Source organism: Thiohalomonas denitrificans, assembly GCF_016841685.1.
Lineage (GTDB): Bacteria > Pseudomonadota > Gammaproteobacteria > Thiohalomonadales > Thiohalomonadaceae > Thiohalomonas > Thiohalomonas denitrificans_A.
Window position 1 is genome coordinate 21,626 of sequence record NZ_JAENYR010000033.1, and the last position, 15,758, is coordinate 37,383.

The following is a 15,758-nucleotide window of genomic DNA, read 5'->3' on the forward strand; positions in this document are numbered from 1 at the left end:
CATTCCCGCGACCCGCACCCGTCATTCCCGCGACCCGCACCCGTCATTCCCGCGACCCGCACCCGTCATTCCCGCGAAGGCGGGAATCCAGATGTTTGGGGAGCCACCGCGCCGGACTCATCGCCGCTGCGGTTACGACCTGCCACGTCATTCCCGCTAAGCCGGGACCGGCACACTGTGGAACCCCGCACCCGTCCACACGGGCCGCAACGCTCAAACGATTACCAAACAAACGCCCATTGATTCCCTGGTCCAGAACGGCTTAGTGTGTTCCTTGTTATCCATATCCCGAATGCTCCGACGTACTCTTACTTCCGTGGATGCGGGAATCCACACGGAAAGGGAAGCCCATGCAACCTGCTGTTTACATCCTTGCCAGCCGGCGCAACGGCACGCTCTACGTTGGCGTCACCAGCGACCTTGTTAAACGCGTTTGGGAGCACAGGAACAATGTGTCCGAAGGCTTCACAAAGAAATACCGGGTTCATCGCCTGGTGTATTTCGAGCTACACGAGGACATGGTCGGCGCTATTGTGCGCGAGAAGCGGCTCAAAAAATGGAATCGTGCCTGGAAGTTGGCGTTGATCGAGAAAGGCAATCCCGAGTGGCGGGACCTTTATTCCGAGATTGCCGTTTGAGGCACGGACCTCCGGTGATGCCGGCAGCCCTTCGCGTTTTTGGCAGGTGGTTGCCTGATGTGAGTGACCTCTGGATTCCCGCCTTCGCGGGAATTACGGGTAGTGGCAGGATACTGCTGCGGATGCCTGGGGTCCCGTGGAGCCTGGATTCCCGCCTTCGCGGGTGACGGGTAGTGGCAGGACGCTGCCGGGGAAGCCTGGGTTCCCGTGGATGCCTGGATTCCCGCCTCCGCGGGAACGACGTTGGTGGCAGGACGCTGCCGCGGAAGCCTGGGTTCCGGATGCCTGGATTCCCGCCTTCGCGGGAATGACGGCAGAGATCGCGGGAATGACGTGTCCGGATTTCGACGCGAGACACTCTCGCCCTAACGTCTTGACAGGCAACAGCGCACGGGTAAGATAGTAATAAGTTACTTACTTTACTAAAACTATGGGCCCGCATCGAAAACACCTGCCTGCAGACAAGCGCCGTGCCGCCACTGTCGAGGCTGTAGTGCAACTGGCGGCCGAGCAGAATCCGAGCCAAATCACGACCACTGCAATTGCCAAGTTCATGGGCGTCACCCAAGGGGCTCTGTTCAAACACTTTCCGACCAAGGACGCCATTTTACAGGCGGTTATGGAGTGGGTGGCAGAGAGGCTGCTCGCCCGCGTGGATAAGGCCGCCCAGGCGGCTACGTCTCCCATTGCCGCTATCGAGGCCATGTTCATGGCACACGTGGAGTTCGTCACCGAGCACCCGGGCGTGCCGCGCATGCTGTTCGGCGAGTTGCAGCGTGCCGAGATGACCGCACCCAAGCGCATGGCGCAGACGCTCATCCGCCGTTATGGCGAACGTCTGCAGCACTCGATCGAGGAAGGCAAGGCAGCAGGAAAGCTTTCGGCAGCGCTCGATGCCGAGGCTGCCATCACCCTATTGACCGGCGTGATCCAGGGATTGGTCATGCAATCGCTGCTGGTGGGTGACGTTGGGCGCATACGCCGCGATGCACCGCGGGTCTTCGCGATTTATTTGCGCGGCATAGTGAGCGAAAAGTGAAAACAATTCCTTTCCAACGTCGCACGCTGGCACTGATCGCCGTCATCGTTCCGCTCTTGGCTCTTTTGGTCTATGTCGCCCTGCGCTCAGGACCGCTGGCGCTAGTGGCCGTGACTGAAACCGAGGTGGAGTCACGCCCGATTCGTCCTGCGCTGTACGGTATCGGCACGGTCGAGGCTCGTTACACCTACAAGATCGGTCCGACGTTTGCCGGACGTGTGAAACGGCTTGATGTCCACGTGGGGGATTACGTCAAGGCGGGGCAGCTCCTTGGCGAGATCGATCCAGTGGACCTCGATGATCGGGTTCGCTCACAGGAGGCGGCGCTCAAGCGGGTCAAAGCGGTCCTGCGCGAGTCGACGGCGCGACAATCCTACGCCGAAGCTCAAGCGCGGCGCTACGAGCAACTCTTTGCCGTTCGCTCGATCAGCGAGGAGGTTCTGACAACAAAGCAACAGGAATTGCAGATTGCGAATGCCGCCCTGACAGCCGCGCGGGAAGATATAGATAGTGTCCGATTCGATCTGGAAGCTCTGCGCGCGCAGCAGGAAAACCTGCGCCTGATTGCGCCGGTCGATGGGGTCATCACCCTGCGCGATGCCGATCCTGGCACGACGGTCGTCGCGGGTCAGGCGGTCGTGGAAATGATCGATCCGAAGAGCCTGTGGGTCAACGTGCGTTTCGATCAGGTAAGTGCCCAGGGACTAGCCGCAGATCTTCCCGCGCACATCGTCCTGCGCTCGCGCAAAAGCGAGACCTTTACAGGCCGGGTGCTGCGGATGGAGTTGAAGGCGGACGTGGTGACCGAGGAGATGCTGGTCAAGGTTGTCTTCGATGAAATACCGGTGCCTCTGCCACCTATCGGTGAGCTTGCCGAGGTCACGGTCGACCTGCCGGCGCTGCCTGCGACGCCCACGATCCCCAACGCGGCCATACAGCGCCATAGCGAACAACTGGGCGTCTGGCAGATCACGGATGGCACGCTTGCCTTCGTCCCGGTCACGCTAGGACGAGCCGACCTCGATGGAGCCGTACAGGTGCTCGAAGGGCTGAGGCAGGGAGATCGGATCGTGGTCTACAGCGAAAAGGCGCTCAGTCCGAAAAACCGAATCCATATCGTCGAGCACCTTTCAGGTGTGTTGAGATGATCAGCCTGGCCGGTCGCGACATCCTCCATAGCTGGGGCAAGTTCGTGTTTACCGGCTTCGGTCTCGGCCTGCTGATCGGCGTGACATTGGTCATGGCGGGGGTCTACCGGGGCATGGTGGACGACGGCAAGGTCCTGCTGGACAACAGCGGCGCTGATTTATGGGTGGTGCAGAAAGATACCCTCGGCCCTTACGCGGAATCGTCCAGCATAAACGATGATCTGTATCGCAGCATTCTCGCCTTGCCGGGAGTGACCCACGCCTCGAATGTGACCTATCTGACCATGCAGGTGCGCATGGACGAGCGCGACGTGCGCTCTATGGTGGTCGGCATCGTTCCCGGCGAGTCGTGGGGCGCGCCCGGCTGGCCACCCTACCTTGTGGCGGGTCGCCAGATCACGCGCGGACATTACGAGGCAGTGGCCGACGTCGCCACCGGCTTCAAGCTAGGCGACATCCTGACCATCCGGCGCAACCGTTACACCGTGGTGGGCCTCACCCGGCGCATGGTCTCTTCCAGCGGCGATCCTATGGTGTTCATACCGCTCAAGGACGCCCAGGAAGCACAATTTCTCAAGGACAACGATGCTATCTGGCAAAGCCGGCGCCGCACCGAGGTCAACCCAGCCTTCAATCGCCCCGGTGTCCCTGGCCTGCTCGACGCCATCAATGCTTCGCAGGCCAGCAGCAACTCCGTCAATGCCGTTCTCGTGCGCATTGCGCCCAGCGCCGTACCGGACGAGGTGGCGGAATCCATTCGCCGTTGGAAGCGCATGACGGTCTATACGCGGGCCCAAATGGAAGAGATCCTCATCGGTAAGTTGATCGCCACCTCGTCCAAACAGATCGGTATGTTCCTGGTGATTCTGGCTATCGTTAGCGCCGCCATCGTCGCTTTCATCATTTACACGCTTACCATGGACAAGATCCGCGAGATAGCGGTGCTGAAGCTCATCGGTACAAGGAATCGTACGATTGCTGCGATGATCATGCAGCAGGCACTCGCCCTCGGAGTCATTGGCTTTGCTGTCGGCAAGATCACCGCAACCTACGCCGCGCCGCTTTTTCCCAAGTATGTGTTGCTCATGCCGCAGGACTCTATTGTGGGATTCTTTGCCGTGTTGGTGATCTGCGCGCTCGCCAGTGTCATTGCCATCCGAATGGCGCTCAAGGTCGATCCGGCCGAAGCGATCGGAGGTTGACGTGAGCGGCAAGGGAATCCGTATTAATGGGCTGAGAAAACGCTACGGCGAAGGCGACACCGCCGTAGATGCTCTGAAGAGCGTCGACATGCAGGTGGCGCCGGGCGAAGTGGTGGGGCTGGTCGGACCATCCGGTTCGGGCAAGAGCACCCTGCTCAAGTGCTTGGGGGCGGTGATTGCCCCCACCGCCGGCGAGATGGTACTGGGTGACGAGGTGATCTACGACGACGGCTGGAGGGTGCGCGACCTGCGCGCTTTGCGGCGCGACAAGATCGGTTTCGTCTTCCAGGCGCCCTATCTTATCCCGTTCCTTGATGTCACTGACAATGTGGCGCTGCTGCCTATGCTGGCGGGTGTCCCCAACGGCGAAGCGCGCAAACACGCGCTGGATCTGCTCACAGCACTGGATGTGCAGCACCGGGCGCGAGCTGTGCCATCGCAGCTTTCCGGCGGTGAACAGCAACGCGTGGCCATCGCGCGCGGCCTCGTCAATCGTCCTCCGGTTATCCTGGCCGACGAGCCCACGGCCCCATTGGACTCCGAACGCGCCATGGCTGTCATCCGCATCCTCAACGAAATGGCGCAGGAGTACGAGACAGCCATCATAGTCGTCACCCATGACGAGAAGATTATCCCCACGTTTAAGCGCGTGTATCACATACGCGACGGCGTGACCCACGAGGAGGCGGGCGAAGGCAAGGGGTTCGAATGACATTGCAGGTAAGGGAGACCTCGTCATGATCGGAAGCGATACGAACCAACCCGAATGGGAACGCTTCTATCGATGGCGGCAGATCACGCGTCATCCCTTTCGCACACATGGACGACCGGACCTGACTCGCCGCTGACATAGGTAATGGCCGGTCGCCCACGGAAACGAATAACCATAACGGCTGGAAGAAATGCGCGAAGGGGCGCACCAGGCTCCCTGGCTCGTTCAGCGCGAAAAGCCGCACAAGGAGTAACTCGATGAATATCACCTTTCTCGGCGCAGCCCGCGAAGTCACTGGCTCCTGCTATCTGATTGAGTCGGCAGACACCCGCTTCCTGGTGGACTGCGGCATGGTGCAAGGCGGGCGCGAGGCGCCGGCCCGCAACCGTAAGCCGTTCGCATTCGACCCGAAGTCGATCGATTTCGTGCTGCTGACCCATGCACACATCGACCACAGTGGCCTGCTGCCCAAGCTTACCCGTGCAGGCTACCGAGGGCCGATCTATACCACCGCCGCTACTGCAGACCTGCTCCATGTGATGCTGCCCGATAGTGCGCACATCCAGGAGAGTGACGCCAAGCGCGCCGAGCGCCGTGCCAGGAAGACGCGTGGCAAGGACACGACGCTCGCGCCCATCTACACCATGCAGGATGCGCAAGAATGCCTGCACCAGGTGCATTCCATCGCCTACGATCAGGAGCTGACGCCTCATGCCGGTGTGCGCTGCCGTTTTCGCGATGCCGGCCACATTCTCGGTTCGGCCATCATTGAGCTCTGGGTTACCGAACGAAGCCAGACGACCAAGGTTGTTTTCAGCGGGGACCTTGGCCAGCCGGGGCGGCCGATCTTGCGTGATCCCACGGCCATCGAGGAGGCGGACATCCTCGTCATCGAGTCCACCTATGGCGACCGCAACCACAAGGACCTGGCGACCACCCGCGAGGAGCTGATCGGGCTTGTCGAGCACACCCTGGAACGGGGTAATGTCATCGTGCCAGCGTTTGCCGTCGGCCGCACGCAGGAGGTTTTGTACCATCTGCACCGCCTGACCCGTGACGGCCGCTTGAACGACCTGAAAATTTTCGTCGACTCGCCGATGGCCACTGAAGCAACCCGCATCACCCGGCAACATCTGGACCTGTTCGATGATGCGGCGAAAGAACTCTCGACCTGGCACGCCGAGGGCAAGAACCTGCCTTATCTCCGTTTCACAGCGAGTGTCGACGAGTCCAAAGCCCTGAACCAGATCCGCTCGGGCGCCATCATCATCTCAGCCAGCGGTATGTGTGATGCCGGGCGCATCAAGCACCACCTGCGCTACAACCTGCCCCGGCACGAATGCAGCGTGCTGATCACCGGATTCCAGGCAAGGGGCACTCTCGGCCGGCGTCTGGTCGATGGCGCAAAACGGGTGCGTATTCTCGGAGAAGACATCCCCGTCCGGGCGGGGATTTATACCGTAGGCGGTTTGTCCGCGCATGCCGACCGGCGAGCCCTGTTGTCATGGGCAGGCAGTTTCCGCAAGCCCCCCGCCCGGACTTTCGTAGTGCACGGCGAGGAGACGGCGGCGCTCGGGCTTGCCGAATACCTGCGGGCCGACGGCTGGACGGTGACGGTGCCCGAGCCCGGCCAGAACGTGATGTTGTGAATGCCGCCGGGGCAACCTTCCATTCTCATCAACTGGTACAACAAGGAGGACAACATGCAAGGTAAGAAGAACATCGCCACGGGCTTCCTGTTTCTCGCAGCCTTCATGGTTTACGGCTTCATCCTCATTTACCTGCGCGACTTCGCGCCCGGCAAGGCGCAGTGGATCGCCGACTATGCGGTCGGAAAGCATTTCGAATCACGCCTGGCGCACGTGCACGGCAACCTGTTCGCGTTCATCAATGTGGTCGTGGGCTATCTGCTGTTGCGGCTTCCGATCGGGGCGTTCTCGGCCAAATGGATCTCGTGGCTGGCGCTGGCCGGTATGCTGATGCCACTCGGAATCCTTGCCGAAGTGGTCTTGGGGCTGCCGCCTGTCCTTGTCCTCGTCGGCGGCATCGCCATGGTGGTGGCGATGGTCTGGTTTGGCGTCGTGGCGGTCACTATGCAGCCGGTCGGCGCTGGCGGGCGATCGTGAGCGTCGCCGGAGATTCTGACCATGTCGACTGGTGACACGCCCACCGAGAAGGAACGCCAGGCGCTGCGCGAGGCAATCCTGCGCGGGCCAGCCTATCGATTGGCGTACGAAGACACCGAATTCCTGTCCCATGACGACCTGCGTCCCTTGCGTCTGCAAATGGAACTGCTCAAGCCGGAACATGAGCTACGCAAGCAGGGGATCGGCTCCACCGTGGTGGTCTTCGGCAGCGCACGCATCCTCTCCCGGGAAGAGGCGCAAGCACGCCTTGCCGAATTGGAGGCCCAATCGCGAGCCGGGCAGGCCGGACCGCAACAGGCGAAGGAACTGGCCGCCGCCAGGCGCCAGCTTGCCCAGGCTCGCTACTATGAGGAAGCGCGACGCTTCGCGCGCATGGTCTCATCCCGTTTCCAGCAGGAGGGGCGCAAGGATTTCGTCGTAGTCACCGGAGGCGGTCCGGGCATCATGGAAGCGGCTAACCAAGGGGCCTTCGAGGCCGGGGCGCGTTCCGTTGGACTCAACATCACCTTGCCGCACGAGCAGGAGCCTAATCTTTTCATCAGCCCGGAACTCGCATTCCGGTTCCGTTACTTCGCCGTGCGTAAAATGCACTTCCTGCTGCGCGCGCGGGCGTTGGTCGCCTTCCCGGGTGGCTACGGCACGCTCGACGAACTGTTCGAGGTGTTGACCCTGGTGCAGACCGGCAAGATGGCACGCATTCCCATCGTGCTGGTCGGCAGCGAGTTCTGGCACCGCGCCGTCGACTTCGACTACCTGGTGGACGAGGGCTTCATCAGCGTTGAAGACGCGCGGCTTTTCACCCGCGTAGACACAGCAGTAGAAATCATCGCCGTACTGGAAACCTTTTACGGAGGCAAACCGCCGGAATCCATGTCCACCGGTGAATAAGCATGCGGGCGTTCTCCTTCTCCCAACACTCGTTTGTTCCTTCGATACTGGCATTGTTGACAAGCACTTGCTGTCTCGCGCCGGACCCTGGTTCAGCTCGACAAAGAAAGTGCTGCCGGCGTTTGAATGCGGTCTGAGTAAAATAAACCTGTAAGCGCAACGGGTCTCAGTCCTCGCATCGTGGCATGCGACAACGCGAGCCCCGATCCTTCGCTTGGCGAAGTAATTTGGCGGCGTGCGCCGGCCATGGAGCCAAACTACCCTACCTTTTCACCTTCTCCTGCCACATCGCATGACATGAAAGGCAAGTGGCATTCAGGTCATTCAGGCTATTGCTCGCTTTCGTCCATGCCCCCTGGTCTGCGTCCTCGACGACCTTTTCCGCCCTTGTGTCGAGGAGCTGGTCGTAGGCCAGCAGGCTCTGTTTGAAACCGGCCTGATCCTCTTCGGCCATGATGCTCCACGGTTTGTGGTTTGGCGCAGGATGGGTCAGGAGGATATTCGCCCCCTCCTTGACCATCTGCTTGTTCTGCCTGAGCACGCCCTTGTGCATCATCGACGAAGCCTCGCCCATAATCTCCATTAGCTGCCGGTAAGTCATGTCCGCCTTCTCTTTGCCGGCGACCAACGCCTCGGCATCTTTCTCTTGTGCGTGAGAAAGGGTAGTCAGTAGAAAAACAAGCGTCGTAATAACAACCTTTTTCATGATGAATCTTCTGTAACTCCGAAGGGCAATGCCATCTAGCCAGCAATGCCGGTCATGATGTAGCGATGGAGGAAGAATCCGCTGACCAGCAGAAGCAGACCGACCGCGTAGCTCAGGATGAAACTGTTGCCCAGCTTTTCAGCGAAGAAAAAAGGCACGAAAAAGAGGTAGGAGACGGGGACGCCCACCAGGATACTTTTGGCAAAGGTGATGCTTGCCTCGGGATCGCGATGCTCGATGTAGGAAAAGGCCAGCGCGATGAGCGAGGCTATCGGCAGGGCGACAATGAAACCCGCCAATTCGGGCTTCTTGCCGGACAGCCATGACGCAAAGGCGATAACGGCCGCCGCGGTAAAGATCTTGATGAGGGTGAGCGTCATGGGCACTTACTTCACCATGGCACTGGCGGACATGCCATGAGCCACTGCATTTGAAGTAAGCAGTAGGCCGATGAGCCCGAACAGGTACTTCTTCATAACGCCCCTCCTCCGATTACAGGTATTTTGAGATTTCTTTTAGATCCCGCAGGCTTTTCTTCAGCTCGGCCGTTGAATCGGCATCGCCCGTCAGGCACCCCTCGATGTGATCCTGCACGAATACCGTCTTGGCATTGCCAATAGCCTTGTAGGCCGCTTGTAGTTGCTGAGCGACCTCAACGCAGGGCTTCCCCTCCTCGATCATGTCGATGATTTTCCGCAAGTGCCCATCGGCACGCTTGAGGCGCTTGATGATGTCGGGGTACGATTCGTGCATATGAGCCATGCTTGAGATTCCAACCAAAACGGGAGGAAAGATTATCCTATGGGGGGGGACAGGTTTGTCAAGACAAATGACGGAGCGCGCAACAGGGTCAGGCGAGTTGACAGCCAGTGAGAGCCCACTCGCGCCGCCATTGGCAATTGACGCCACTACGCCGGTTTGGGATATTGGTCTCACATGGAACTAACCGAAAGGATGTGTGCCCGTCTATGGACAATCCAGCTACCCAGCACTGCGGACGGCGCTTCGCTTTCCTTTTTCACATCCCTGCGGTCAATCGGCAGCACATCCAAGCCCGCGCGCGAAATACAAACATTAGCCCAAACGCCCTGCCCGACGGTTTAGTCCAACAGCGTGTATCCAGCCTGCATGCGAGGGCGCGGGGTCTCGGCGCGACGCCGTGCCAGCACAGGCCCGGTACACGCCATTCGTTAGCTTAAGAAGGACAACCATGAAATCACTACTCACCGTATTACTCACACTTTTTTTCCTGCAAGGCTGCTCGACAAGCTGGAAGGAAAGCCCCGAAGTTGGAGAGTTATTCAAGAGTGCAGGCGTGACAGGAACTTTCGTACTCTATGACGTCGATGCAGGCAGATTTGTAGGCCACAACCAGACCCGTTCAAAAGTGCGCTTCGTTCCCGCCTCTACCTTCAAGATTCCAAACAGCTTGATTGGCCTTTCTGTCAAGGCGGTAAAGAGTGTTGATGATGTCCTGCCCTACGGTGGTAAGCCGCAGCCTTTCGATGTATGGGAAAAAGATATGGGGCTGCGTGAGGCTATCGCGCTGTCCAATGTTCCGATCTATCAGGAGCTTGCCCGTCGCGTTGGCCTGGAGCGAATGCGCGAGAACGTCTCGAAATTTGGCTTTGGAAATGAAGATATAGGTGCGACCGTCGATACTTTCTGGCTCGAAGGACCGCTCAAGATTAGCGCAGTCGAGCAGGCCCGATTTTTGGCGCGGCTGGCTCAGGGCAAACTGCCAATACACGAGGATGTCCAACAGAGTGTTCGAGAGATTGTCCGTCTAGAACAAGGCGAGAATTGGCAACTGTATGGGAAAACGGGTTGGGAGAATGCGCCTGACCGTGGTATCGGCTGGTGGGTCGGCTGGGTACAAAAAGATGATCACGTGTATACGTTTGCATTGAATATCGATATTCAGCAGGCGTCCGACGCAAGCAAGCGTGTTGAGATCGGTAAGGCAAGCCTTGAAGCGCTAAGGGTGCTGTGAGAGAACACAAGAGCGCGCAACGGGCTCAGGCCTCGCGTCGTAGCATGCAACAATGGGAGCCCTAACCGCACTGGGGGCGGCAGAGATGACACCTGCGGAAGTCGACAGCATCCAGCAGTTTATGCGGCGGGTACTGGGCGCTGATATCCACTGCTGTCCGCACTGCAGCGCCGGGAAGCTGGTGCTCGTGGCTATCGTCCCCTCACAGCGCGGACGTTTCCCGGAACATCGTCGATGTGACGGACCGGTGAGAGCCCAGTCGCGCCGTCATTGGCAATTGACGCCACTACGCCGGTTTGGGATATTGGTCTCGCATGGAACTAACCGAAAGGATGTGCCCATCCATGGACAACCCAGCTACTCAACGCTGCGGACGGCGCTTCGCTTTCCTTTTTCGCATCCCTGCAGTCAATCGGCAGCACATCCAAACCCGCGCGCCGAATACAAACCTCATTAGTCCAAACGCCCTGCCGGGCGGTTTAGTCCAACAGCGTGTATCCCGCCTACGCGCAAGAGCGCGGGGCTTTCGGGCCGTGCCAGCGCAGGCGGACGACCGGAAGAGAATCGGGGGCTATAAGTCGGGATATATATTTGATATCGTAAATAACTTGTCCGACAGCTACTTAAGGCGCCACGAGTAGGCCGGAGCCAAGGCTGTCCCCATTTTTTGAATAATCAAAAATCGTCAGTCCAGAAGGCGCTGTCGGGGCGACTGGCCCATTCAGGTGAATTACCATGTGTGTCACTCCCCTTGGGGCCCGCAAGCCCACTTCCAAAAGTCGCTTCCCTCTTCCGGCTCCGTTGCAGATACTTCTGGGCGGCCCGGTGCTGCTGCTGATCTTTGCGTGGACACTGCTTTACGACAAGCTGCGCCAGGGCCGCTGAGCCAATACCCCTTTGCAAAGAGGGGGTCCAAATAGGGTCAAGTCTTTCTCCTTGCATGAGCGGGTTCCCTGAGTCTGCCCAACGCCGGGAACCGAAAAGTCTAACTAAATAGCTGTTCCGAATTTTCCGAATTCGTATCCAACACGCTCCTTTGGTGACATACCGAGATACATGTAGGAGCGGCGGAAGCCGCGATTCGGCGTTTCGCGACTTCCGTCGCTCCTACATGCATGGATACCATTTGGAACACGTATTTAGCGGCGAGGAATTCCCCCTCCTTCGATAGCAGTTCACTAAGCGAACTGCCTATATGCACACACCCATCGTAAGGAGCGTAGGAAAATACGCAAATGGGGTCATACGCAAATGGGGTCAGGTCTTTCCCCTTGCATGAGCGGGTTCCCAGGCTTCTGCCCAACGCCGGGAACCGAAAAGTCCAACACGCTCTTTTGTGCCATATCGAGACACATCTAGGAGCGGCGGAAGCCGCGATTCGGCATTTCGTGAGCAGCAAATGGGGTCACAGCAAATGGGGTCAGGTCTTTCCCCTTGCATGAGCGGGTTCCCAGACTTCTGCCCAACGCCGGGGACCGAAAAGTCTAACTAAATAGCTGTTCCGAATTCGTATCCAACACGCTCCTTTGGTGACATACGGAGACACATGTAGGAGCGGCGGAAGCCGCGATTCGCGTTTCGCGACTTCCGTCGCTCCTACATGCATGGATACCATTTGGAACACGTATTTAGCGGCGAGGAATTCCCCCTCCTTCGACAGCAGTTCACTAGGCGAACTGCCTGCACACACCCATCGTAAGGAGTGAAGGAAAACGTCTTCACGGCTGCCGTGGCGTTTCCGACTCAATAGGGCGTGGAATGGGTATCCAGGTAATTCGGCGGTGTAGTGGTCAAGTCATTTTGGCCACTGATTTATGAGCATCCCAACACTGCTTCTCAGCCACGTTCGGCGCCAACCAAGATCCACTCCGTTTTCAAACTCGAAAAATCATTCCACGGGACTGTTGTCCCAGCAGTTGCCCACGCGATACTTCCAACCGACGCTCCAATCGGGGCATCCGGCGTATCACTGCTACCGAACAGGCCAGCCGATATCCGCTCCGGAAACAGGTGACCGCAAGACTCGTCAATAACAGCATGCCGATGATAATGGGTAGAGCAGGTTGACGAATGTCCGCGCTGTCTTGGTGAGGCTTCTTGTGCAGCGCTGTGCCGGCATGTGCTAATCCTGGATTATGTCTTGCCTCCCCGTAGCTACTCACCCCCTCCGTCATTCCCTGTCACCCCCGCGCAGGCGGGGGGGAGGCGGGAATCCAGAGAACAGAAGCATGGCTCAAAATGGATCCCCGCCTACGCGGGATGACGGATTTCCTGGGCCGTGCGCGATCACCCGGGCGAGCAGTTACGCCTCGCCTAAAGTTAAATTGGGGCTTCAAGGCAGAAAAACGGACCAAACCGGCATTTTCCCTATGCGTACATCGAGAAACATCACGCTGATGCTACTCTTTGGATGGGCCCTTTTCATGACACAATCCGTCGTTGCGGCAGGGGGTACGGTGGCCGAACAGGATCAAGTCAGACTCCATGTCGTGTTCAATAACCTGCCCTACAAAGCAGGACTGCAGACCGAGTGGGGCTTCGCCTGTTTGATCGATGGCCTGGACAAAGTCGTACTGTTCGACACGGGCGGTAATGGCGATGTCTTGCTCTCGAACATGCAACGGCTCGGTCTCGATGCCGAAGCGGTTGAGGCTGTCGTCCTTTCTCATATCCACGGCGACCACACCGGCGGGCTGGACACGTTCCTGGCACGCAATCCTGATGTTACCGTGTATCTACCTGAATCATTTCCGGCAGCGTTCGGGCGAGAGGTCATACGGCTCGGCGCAGCGGTTGAAACCGTGTCCGCCGGCCCACGACAGCTTCTGGACAGCATTCATTCGACCGGCGAGATGAACCATGGCATCAAGGAGCAGGCTCTGATTGTCGACACGCCGCGTGGGCTTGTCGTGATCACGGGTTGCGCGCATCCCAACGTGGCCAATATGGCGGAACAGGCACAGGCTTATCTAGGCAAGAACATCTATCTGCTGATGGGAGGATTTCATCTGGGTGGCAGGAGTGATGCCGAGATCCGGGCGGTCATCAAGCGATTGAAAGCGTTGGGCGTCAAGAAGGTCGCCCCAAGCCATTGCACCGGGGACAACGCAATCCGCCTGTTTCGCGATGCATGGCAGGATGACTTCATCGAGGGCGGCTTGGGCGCTGTCATCGAGGTGCCGCGGTAAGCGTAAACCTACCGACACTGTCCGCGGCATGTGATGACCGAAGCCAAATGGATGAAAAACAATTCACAGGAGCGCTAACTGCTCACTCCCCGTCATTCCCACGTAGGCGGGAATCCAGAGAGCAGCGGCATGGCTCAAAATGGATCCCCGCCTGCGCGGGGATGACGAGGGTCGCTTTTGGCGCACTGGCCCGAATCGTCCTGGATCCCCGCCTGCGCGGGGATGACGAGGGTCGCTTTTGGCGCACTGGTCCGAATCGTCCTGGATCCCCGCCTGCGCGGGGATGACGGGGAGTCCGGCTCGACCCGCAAGAGATGGACATATGGATCCCCGCCTGCGCGGGGATGACGGGAAATCCGGCTCGACCCGCAAGAGATGGACATATGGATCCCCGCCTGCGCGGGATGACGGGAAATCCGAATCGACCCGCAAGAGATGGGCATATGGATCCCCGCCTGCGCGGGGATGACGGGAAATCCGGTCGACCCGCAAGAGATAGACATATGGATCCCCGCCTGCGCGGGGATGACGGGAAATCCGGCTCGAACCGCAAGAGATAGACACATGGATCCCCGCCTGCGCGGGGATGACGAATCTCCTATGCCGCGCATAATCACCCGGGCGAGCAGTTACAGGAGCGTGACTCATGACAGTGAAACGCAGACATGAAATGGGGGCGAGCGGCTTCTGTGTCTGTCCGAAGTGTGGTGAAAAAATCCCCCATCGCCGCGGTATCCCGTGTCAGGAGGAACGCTGCCCCGGCTGCGGGGCGAAGCTGCTCCGGGAAGGTTCGTATCATCATCGGTTGCTCCAGGAAAAACAGGCAAAAAAGCGACAACGAAGCCCGGACTCGTCCGAAGGGGAGTCTTCCTGAACAGGATATCCAAGGCATAAAGGAGATGGCCGATGACATCGATACTTGAAAAGGGCGGCGGAACATTCGAGGGCATCAAGCTGCTGCTTTGCGAAAACCCGTTACCGCCTATCGATGAGGCAATTGCCGCCGCGCAGGCCGAAGTGCCGCGCAGCAATTACTATACGGAGCCCTACTCCGAACCCTTGCGCCGATTCATCGCGGACAGCCTGCGCGTGCCGCAACGGCTGGTACACATCAATGCCGGCTCTGAGTTGATCCTGCGCCAGTTGTTCGAACGGCTGGGTCAACAGGTGCATCTGCTCACACCCACCTATCCGCTTTTTCCGGAGGTCGCGCAGCACTACACCGAGACTCGGCTCCTGCCGGAGAATGATTTTGTATTCGATTTGGGGGAGCTAGCGATCCCTGACGGCACTACGCTCGCGGTCATCGTCAATCCCAACAATCCCAACGGCGGCAGCTTCAACATGGAGCCGTTGCCCGGACTGCTGCGCCGTTACCCGCACACGCACTTTCTGGTGGATGAGGCCTTCATCGGTCTGGCCGGCGAGTCGGTTGCGCAGCTCGTGGCCGATTATCCCAACCTGCTGGTGACCCGAACCCTGTCCAAAGCGCACAGCCTGGCCGGGTTTCGCGTCGGCTATGCCATTTTACCCGAGGATCTGGCCGACGACCTCAATTCACACAACGACGCCTATCCCCTGGCCCGGCCCAGTCAGGCGGCGGCACTCACTACCCTGCAGCACGAAGACAAGATCCGCGCTCGGGTCGAACAACTGCGCACCTGGACGGAAGACCTGGCCGCGGAGTTGCGCGCCCTCGGTGTGCGCACCTATCCGACTGGCACGTATTTCTTTCTTGCCGACTTCGCACCGCAGGGCGCGGCCGAGCTGGCGAGCAAACTGCGCGAGCGTGGCATTTATATCAAACCCTTGAATGATCCGCTGCTCGGCGCCGGCTTCATGCGCGTGACGACCGCGCTGCCCGAGGACAACGAGCGTGTCATGGCCGCACTGCGAGAGCTGCTCTGAGCATGCCAAGAACCGCGCCGTTTGAGTCCCATCACCGCCGCTATGACGACTGGTTCGTGCGCCACGCGGCGGCCTACCACTCGGAGCTGCTGGCGGTTCGCGCCCAGTTTCCCTGGCAGGGGCTGGGCTTGTCGATTGGGGTCGGCACCGGGCGTTTCGCCGCCCCGCTGGGCGTGCAGGTCGGCATCG

The 15,758-nt window shown here is 59.2% G+C and carries 15 protein-coding genes and 1 pseudogene; 13 read left to right on the plus strand and 3 right to left on the minus strand.

Features of this window, described 5'->3' with window-relative positions; genetic code table 11:
- Positions 1-350: 350 nt before the first annotated feature.
- From Q7L05_RS08960 to Q7L05_RS08995, 8 genes are all read left to right on the plus strand, one after another.
- Positions 351-638: a GIY-YIG nuclease family protein gene (locus Q7L05_RS08960; RefSeq protein WP_303905075.1), complete on the plus strand. Its 288-nt coding sequence runs from the start codon at positions 351-353 to the stop codon at positions 636-638.
- Positions 639-1,068: 430 nt separating this feature from the next.
- Positions 1,069-1,677 carry a TetR/AcrR family transcriptional regulator gene (locus tag Q7L05_RS08965; protein ID WP_303905077.1) on the plus strand — a complete coding sequence of 203 codons (609 nt, stop codon included), beginning with the start codon at positions 1,069-1,071 and terminating at the stop codon, positions 1,675-1,677.
- A complete protein-coding gene (locus tag Q7L05_RS08970) occupies positions 1,674-2,825 on the plus strand; it encodes an efflux RND transporter periplasmic adaptor subunit (RefSeq protein WP_303905080.1) in 1,152 nt (383 codons plus the stop codon). The genes Q7L05_RS08965 and Q7L05_RS08970 overlap by 4 nt, the downstream gene beginning before the upstream one ends.
- Positions 2,822-4,027, plus strand: a complete 1,206-nt coding sequence (locus tag Q7L05_RS08975; RefSeq protein WP_303905082.1) for an ABC transporter permease — start codon at positions 2,822-2,824, stop codon at positions 4,025-4,027. The genes Q7L05_RS08970 and Q7L05_RS08975 overlap by 4 nt, the downstream gene beginning before the upstream one ends.
- A gap of 1 nt (position 4,028) precedes the next feature.
- Positions 4,029-4,739 carry an ABC transporter ATP-binding protein gene (locus Q7L05_RS08980; protein WP_303905085.1) on the plus strand — a complete coding sequence of 237 codons (711 nt, stop codon included), beginning with the start codon at positions 4,029-4,031 and terminating at the stop codon, positions 4,737-4,739.
- A 257-nt stretch (positions 4,740-4,996) separates the two neighbouring features.
- A complete protein-coding gene (locus Q7L05_RS08985) occupies positions 4,997-6,388 on the plus strand; it encodes an MBL fold metallo-hydrolase RNA specificity domain-containing protein (protein WP_303905088.1) in 1,392 nt (463 codons plus the stop codon).
- A gap of 54 nt (positions 6,389-6,442) precedes the next feature.
- The gene (locus Q7L05_RS08990; RefSeq protein WP_303905091.1) at positions 6,443-6,865 is read left to right on the plus strand and encodes a hypothetical protein; all 423 of its coding nucleotides are present in this window, start codon (positions 6,443-6,445) and stop codon (positions 6,863-6,865) included.
- A gap of 21 nt (positions 6,866-6,886) precedes the next feature.
- Positions 6,887-7,774, plus strand: coding sequence for a TIGR00730 family Rossman fold protein (locus Q7L05_RS08995; RefSeq protein WP_303905094.1), 888 nt, complete (start codon positions 6,887-6,889; stop codon positions 7,772-7,774).
- 262 nt (positions 7,775-8,036) lie between these two features.
- Here Q7L05_RS08995 and Q7L05_RS09000 read toward each other — a convergent pair whose 3' ends face one another.
- The 3 genes from Q7L05_RS09000 to Q7L05_RS09010 form a co-directional block, all read right to left on the minus strand.
- On the minus strand, positions 8,037-8,480 hold the full coding sequence (locus Q7L05_RS09000) for a hypothetical protein (RefSeq protein WP_303905097.1): 444 nt from the start codon (positions 8,478-8,480) through the stop codon (positions 8,037-8,039).
- Between the two features lie 35 nt (positions 8,481-8,515).
- Positions 8,516-8,860, minus strand: coding sequence for a hypothetical protein (locus Q7L05_RS09005; protein ID WP_303905100.1), 345 nt, complete (start codon positions 8,858-8,860; stop codon positions 8,516-8,518).
- Between the two features lie 112 nt (positions 8,861-8,972).
- A complete protein-coding gene (locus Q7L05_RS09010) occupies positions 8,973-9,242 on the minus strand; it encodes a metal-sensing transcriptional repressor (RefSeq protein ID WP_303905103.1) in 270 nt (89 codons plus the stop codon).
- Positions 9,243-9,690: 448 nt separating this feature from the next.
- Between Q7L05_RS09010 and blaOXA the strand changes: the two genes are divergently transcribed.
- The 5 genes and pseudogenes from blaOXA to Q7L05_RS09035 form a co-directional block, all read left to right on the plus strand.
- Positions 9,691-10,473, plus strand: a complete 783-nt coding sequence (blaOXA, locus tag Q7L05_RS09015; RefSeq protein ID WP_303905106.1) for a class D beta-lactamase — start codon at positions 9,691-9,693, stop codon at positions 10,471-10,473.
- Between the two features lie 735 nt (positions 10,474-11,208).
- A complete protein-coding gene (locus tag Q7L05_RS09020; protein ID WP_303905110.1) occupies positions 11,209-11,358 on the plus strand; it encodes a hypothetical protein in 150 nt (49 codons plus the stop codon).
- A 1,571-nt stretch (positions 11,359-12,929) separates the two neighbouring features.
- Complete coding sequence (locus Q7L05_RS09025) at positions 12,930-13,661, plus strand: MBL fold metallo-hydrolase (protein WP_303905112.1); 732 nt, start codon at positions 12,930-12,932, stop codon at positions 13,659-13,661.
- 906 nt (positions 13,662-14,567) lie between these two features.
- Positions 14,568-15,569 carry a pyridoxal phosphate-dependent aminotransferase gene (locus Q7L05_RS09030; RefSeq protein WP_303905114.1) on the plus strand — a complete coding sequence of 334 codons (1,002 nt, stop codon included), beginning with the start codon at positions 14,568-14,570 and terminating at the stop codon, positions 15,567-15,569.
- Between the two features lie 2 nt (positions 15,570-15,571).
- Positions 15,572-15,758, plus strand: a pseudogene (locus tag Q7L05_RS09035) (SAM-dependent methyltransferase); the annotation flags it as partial.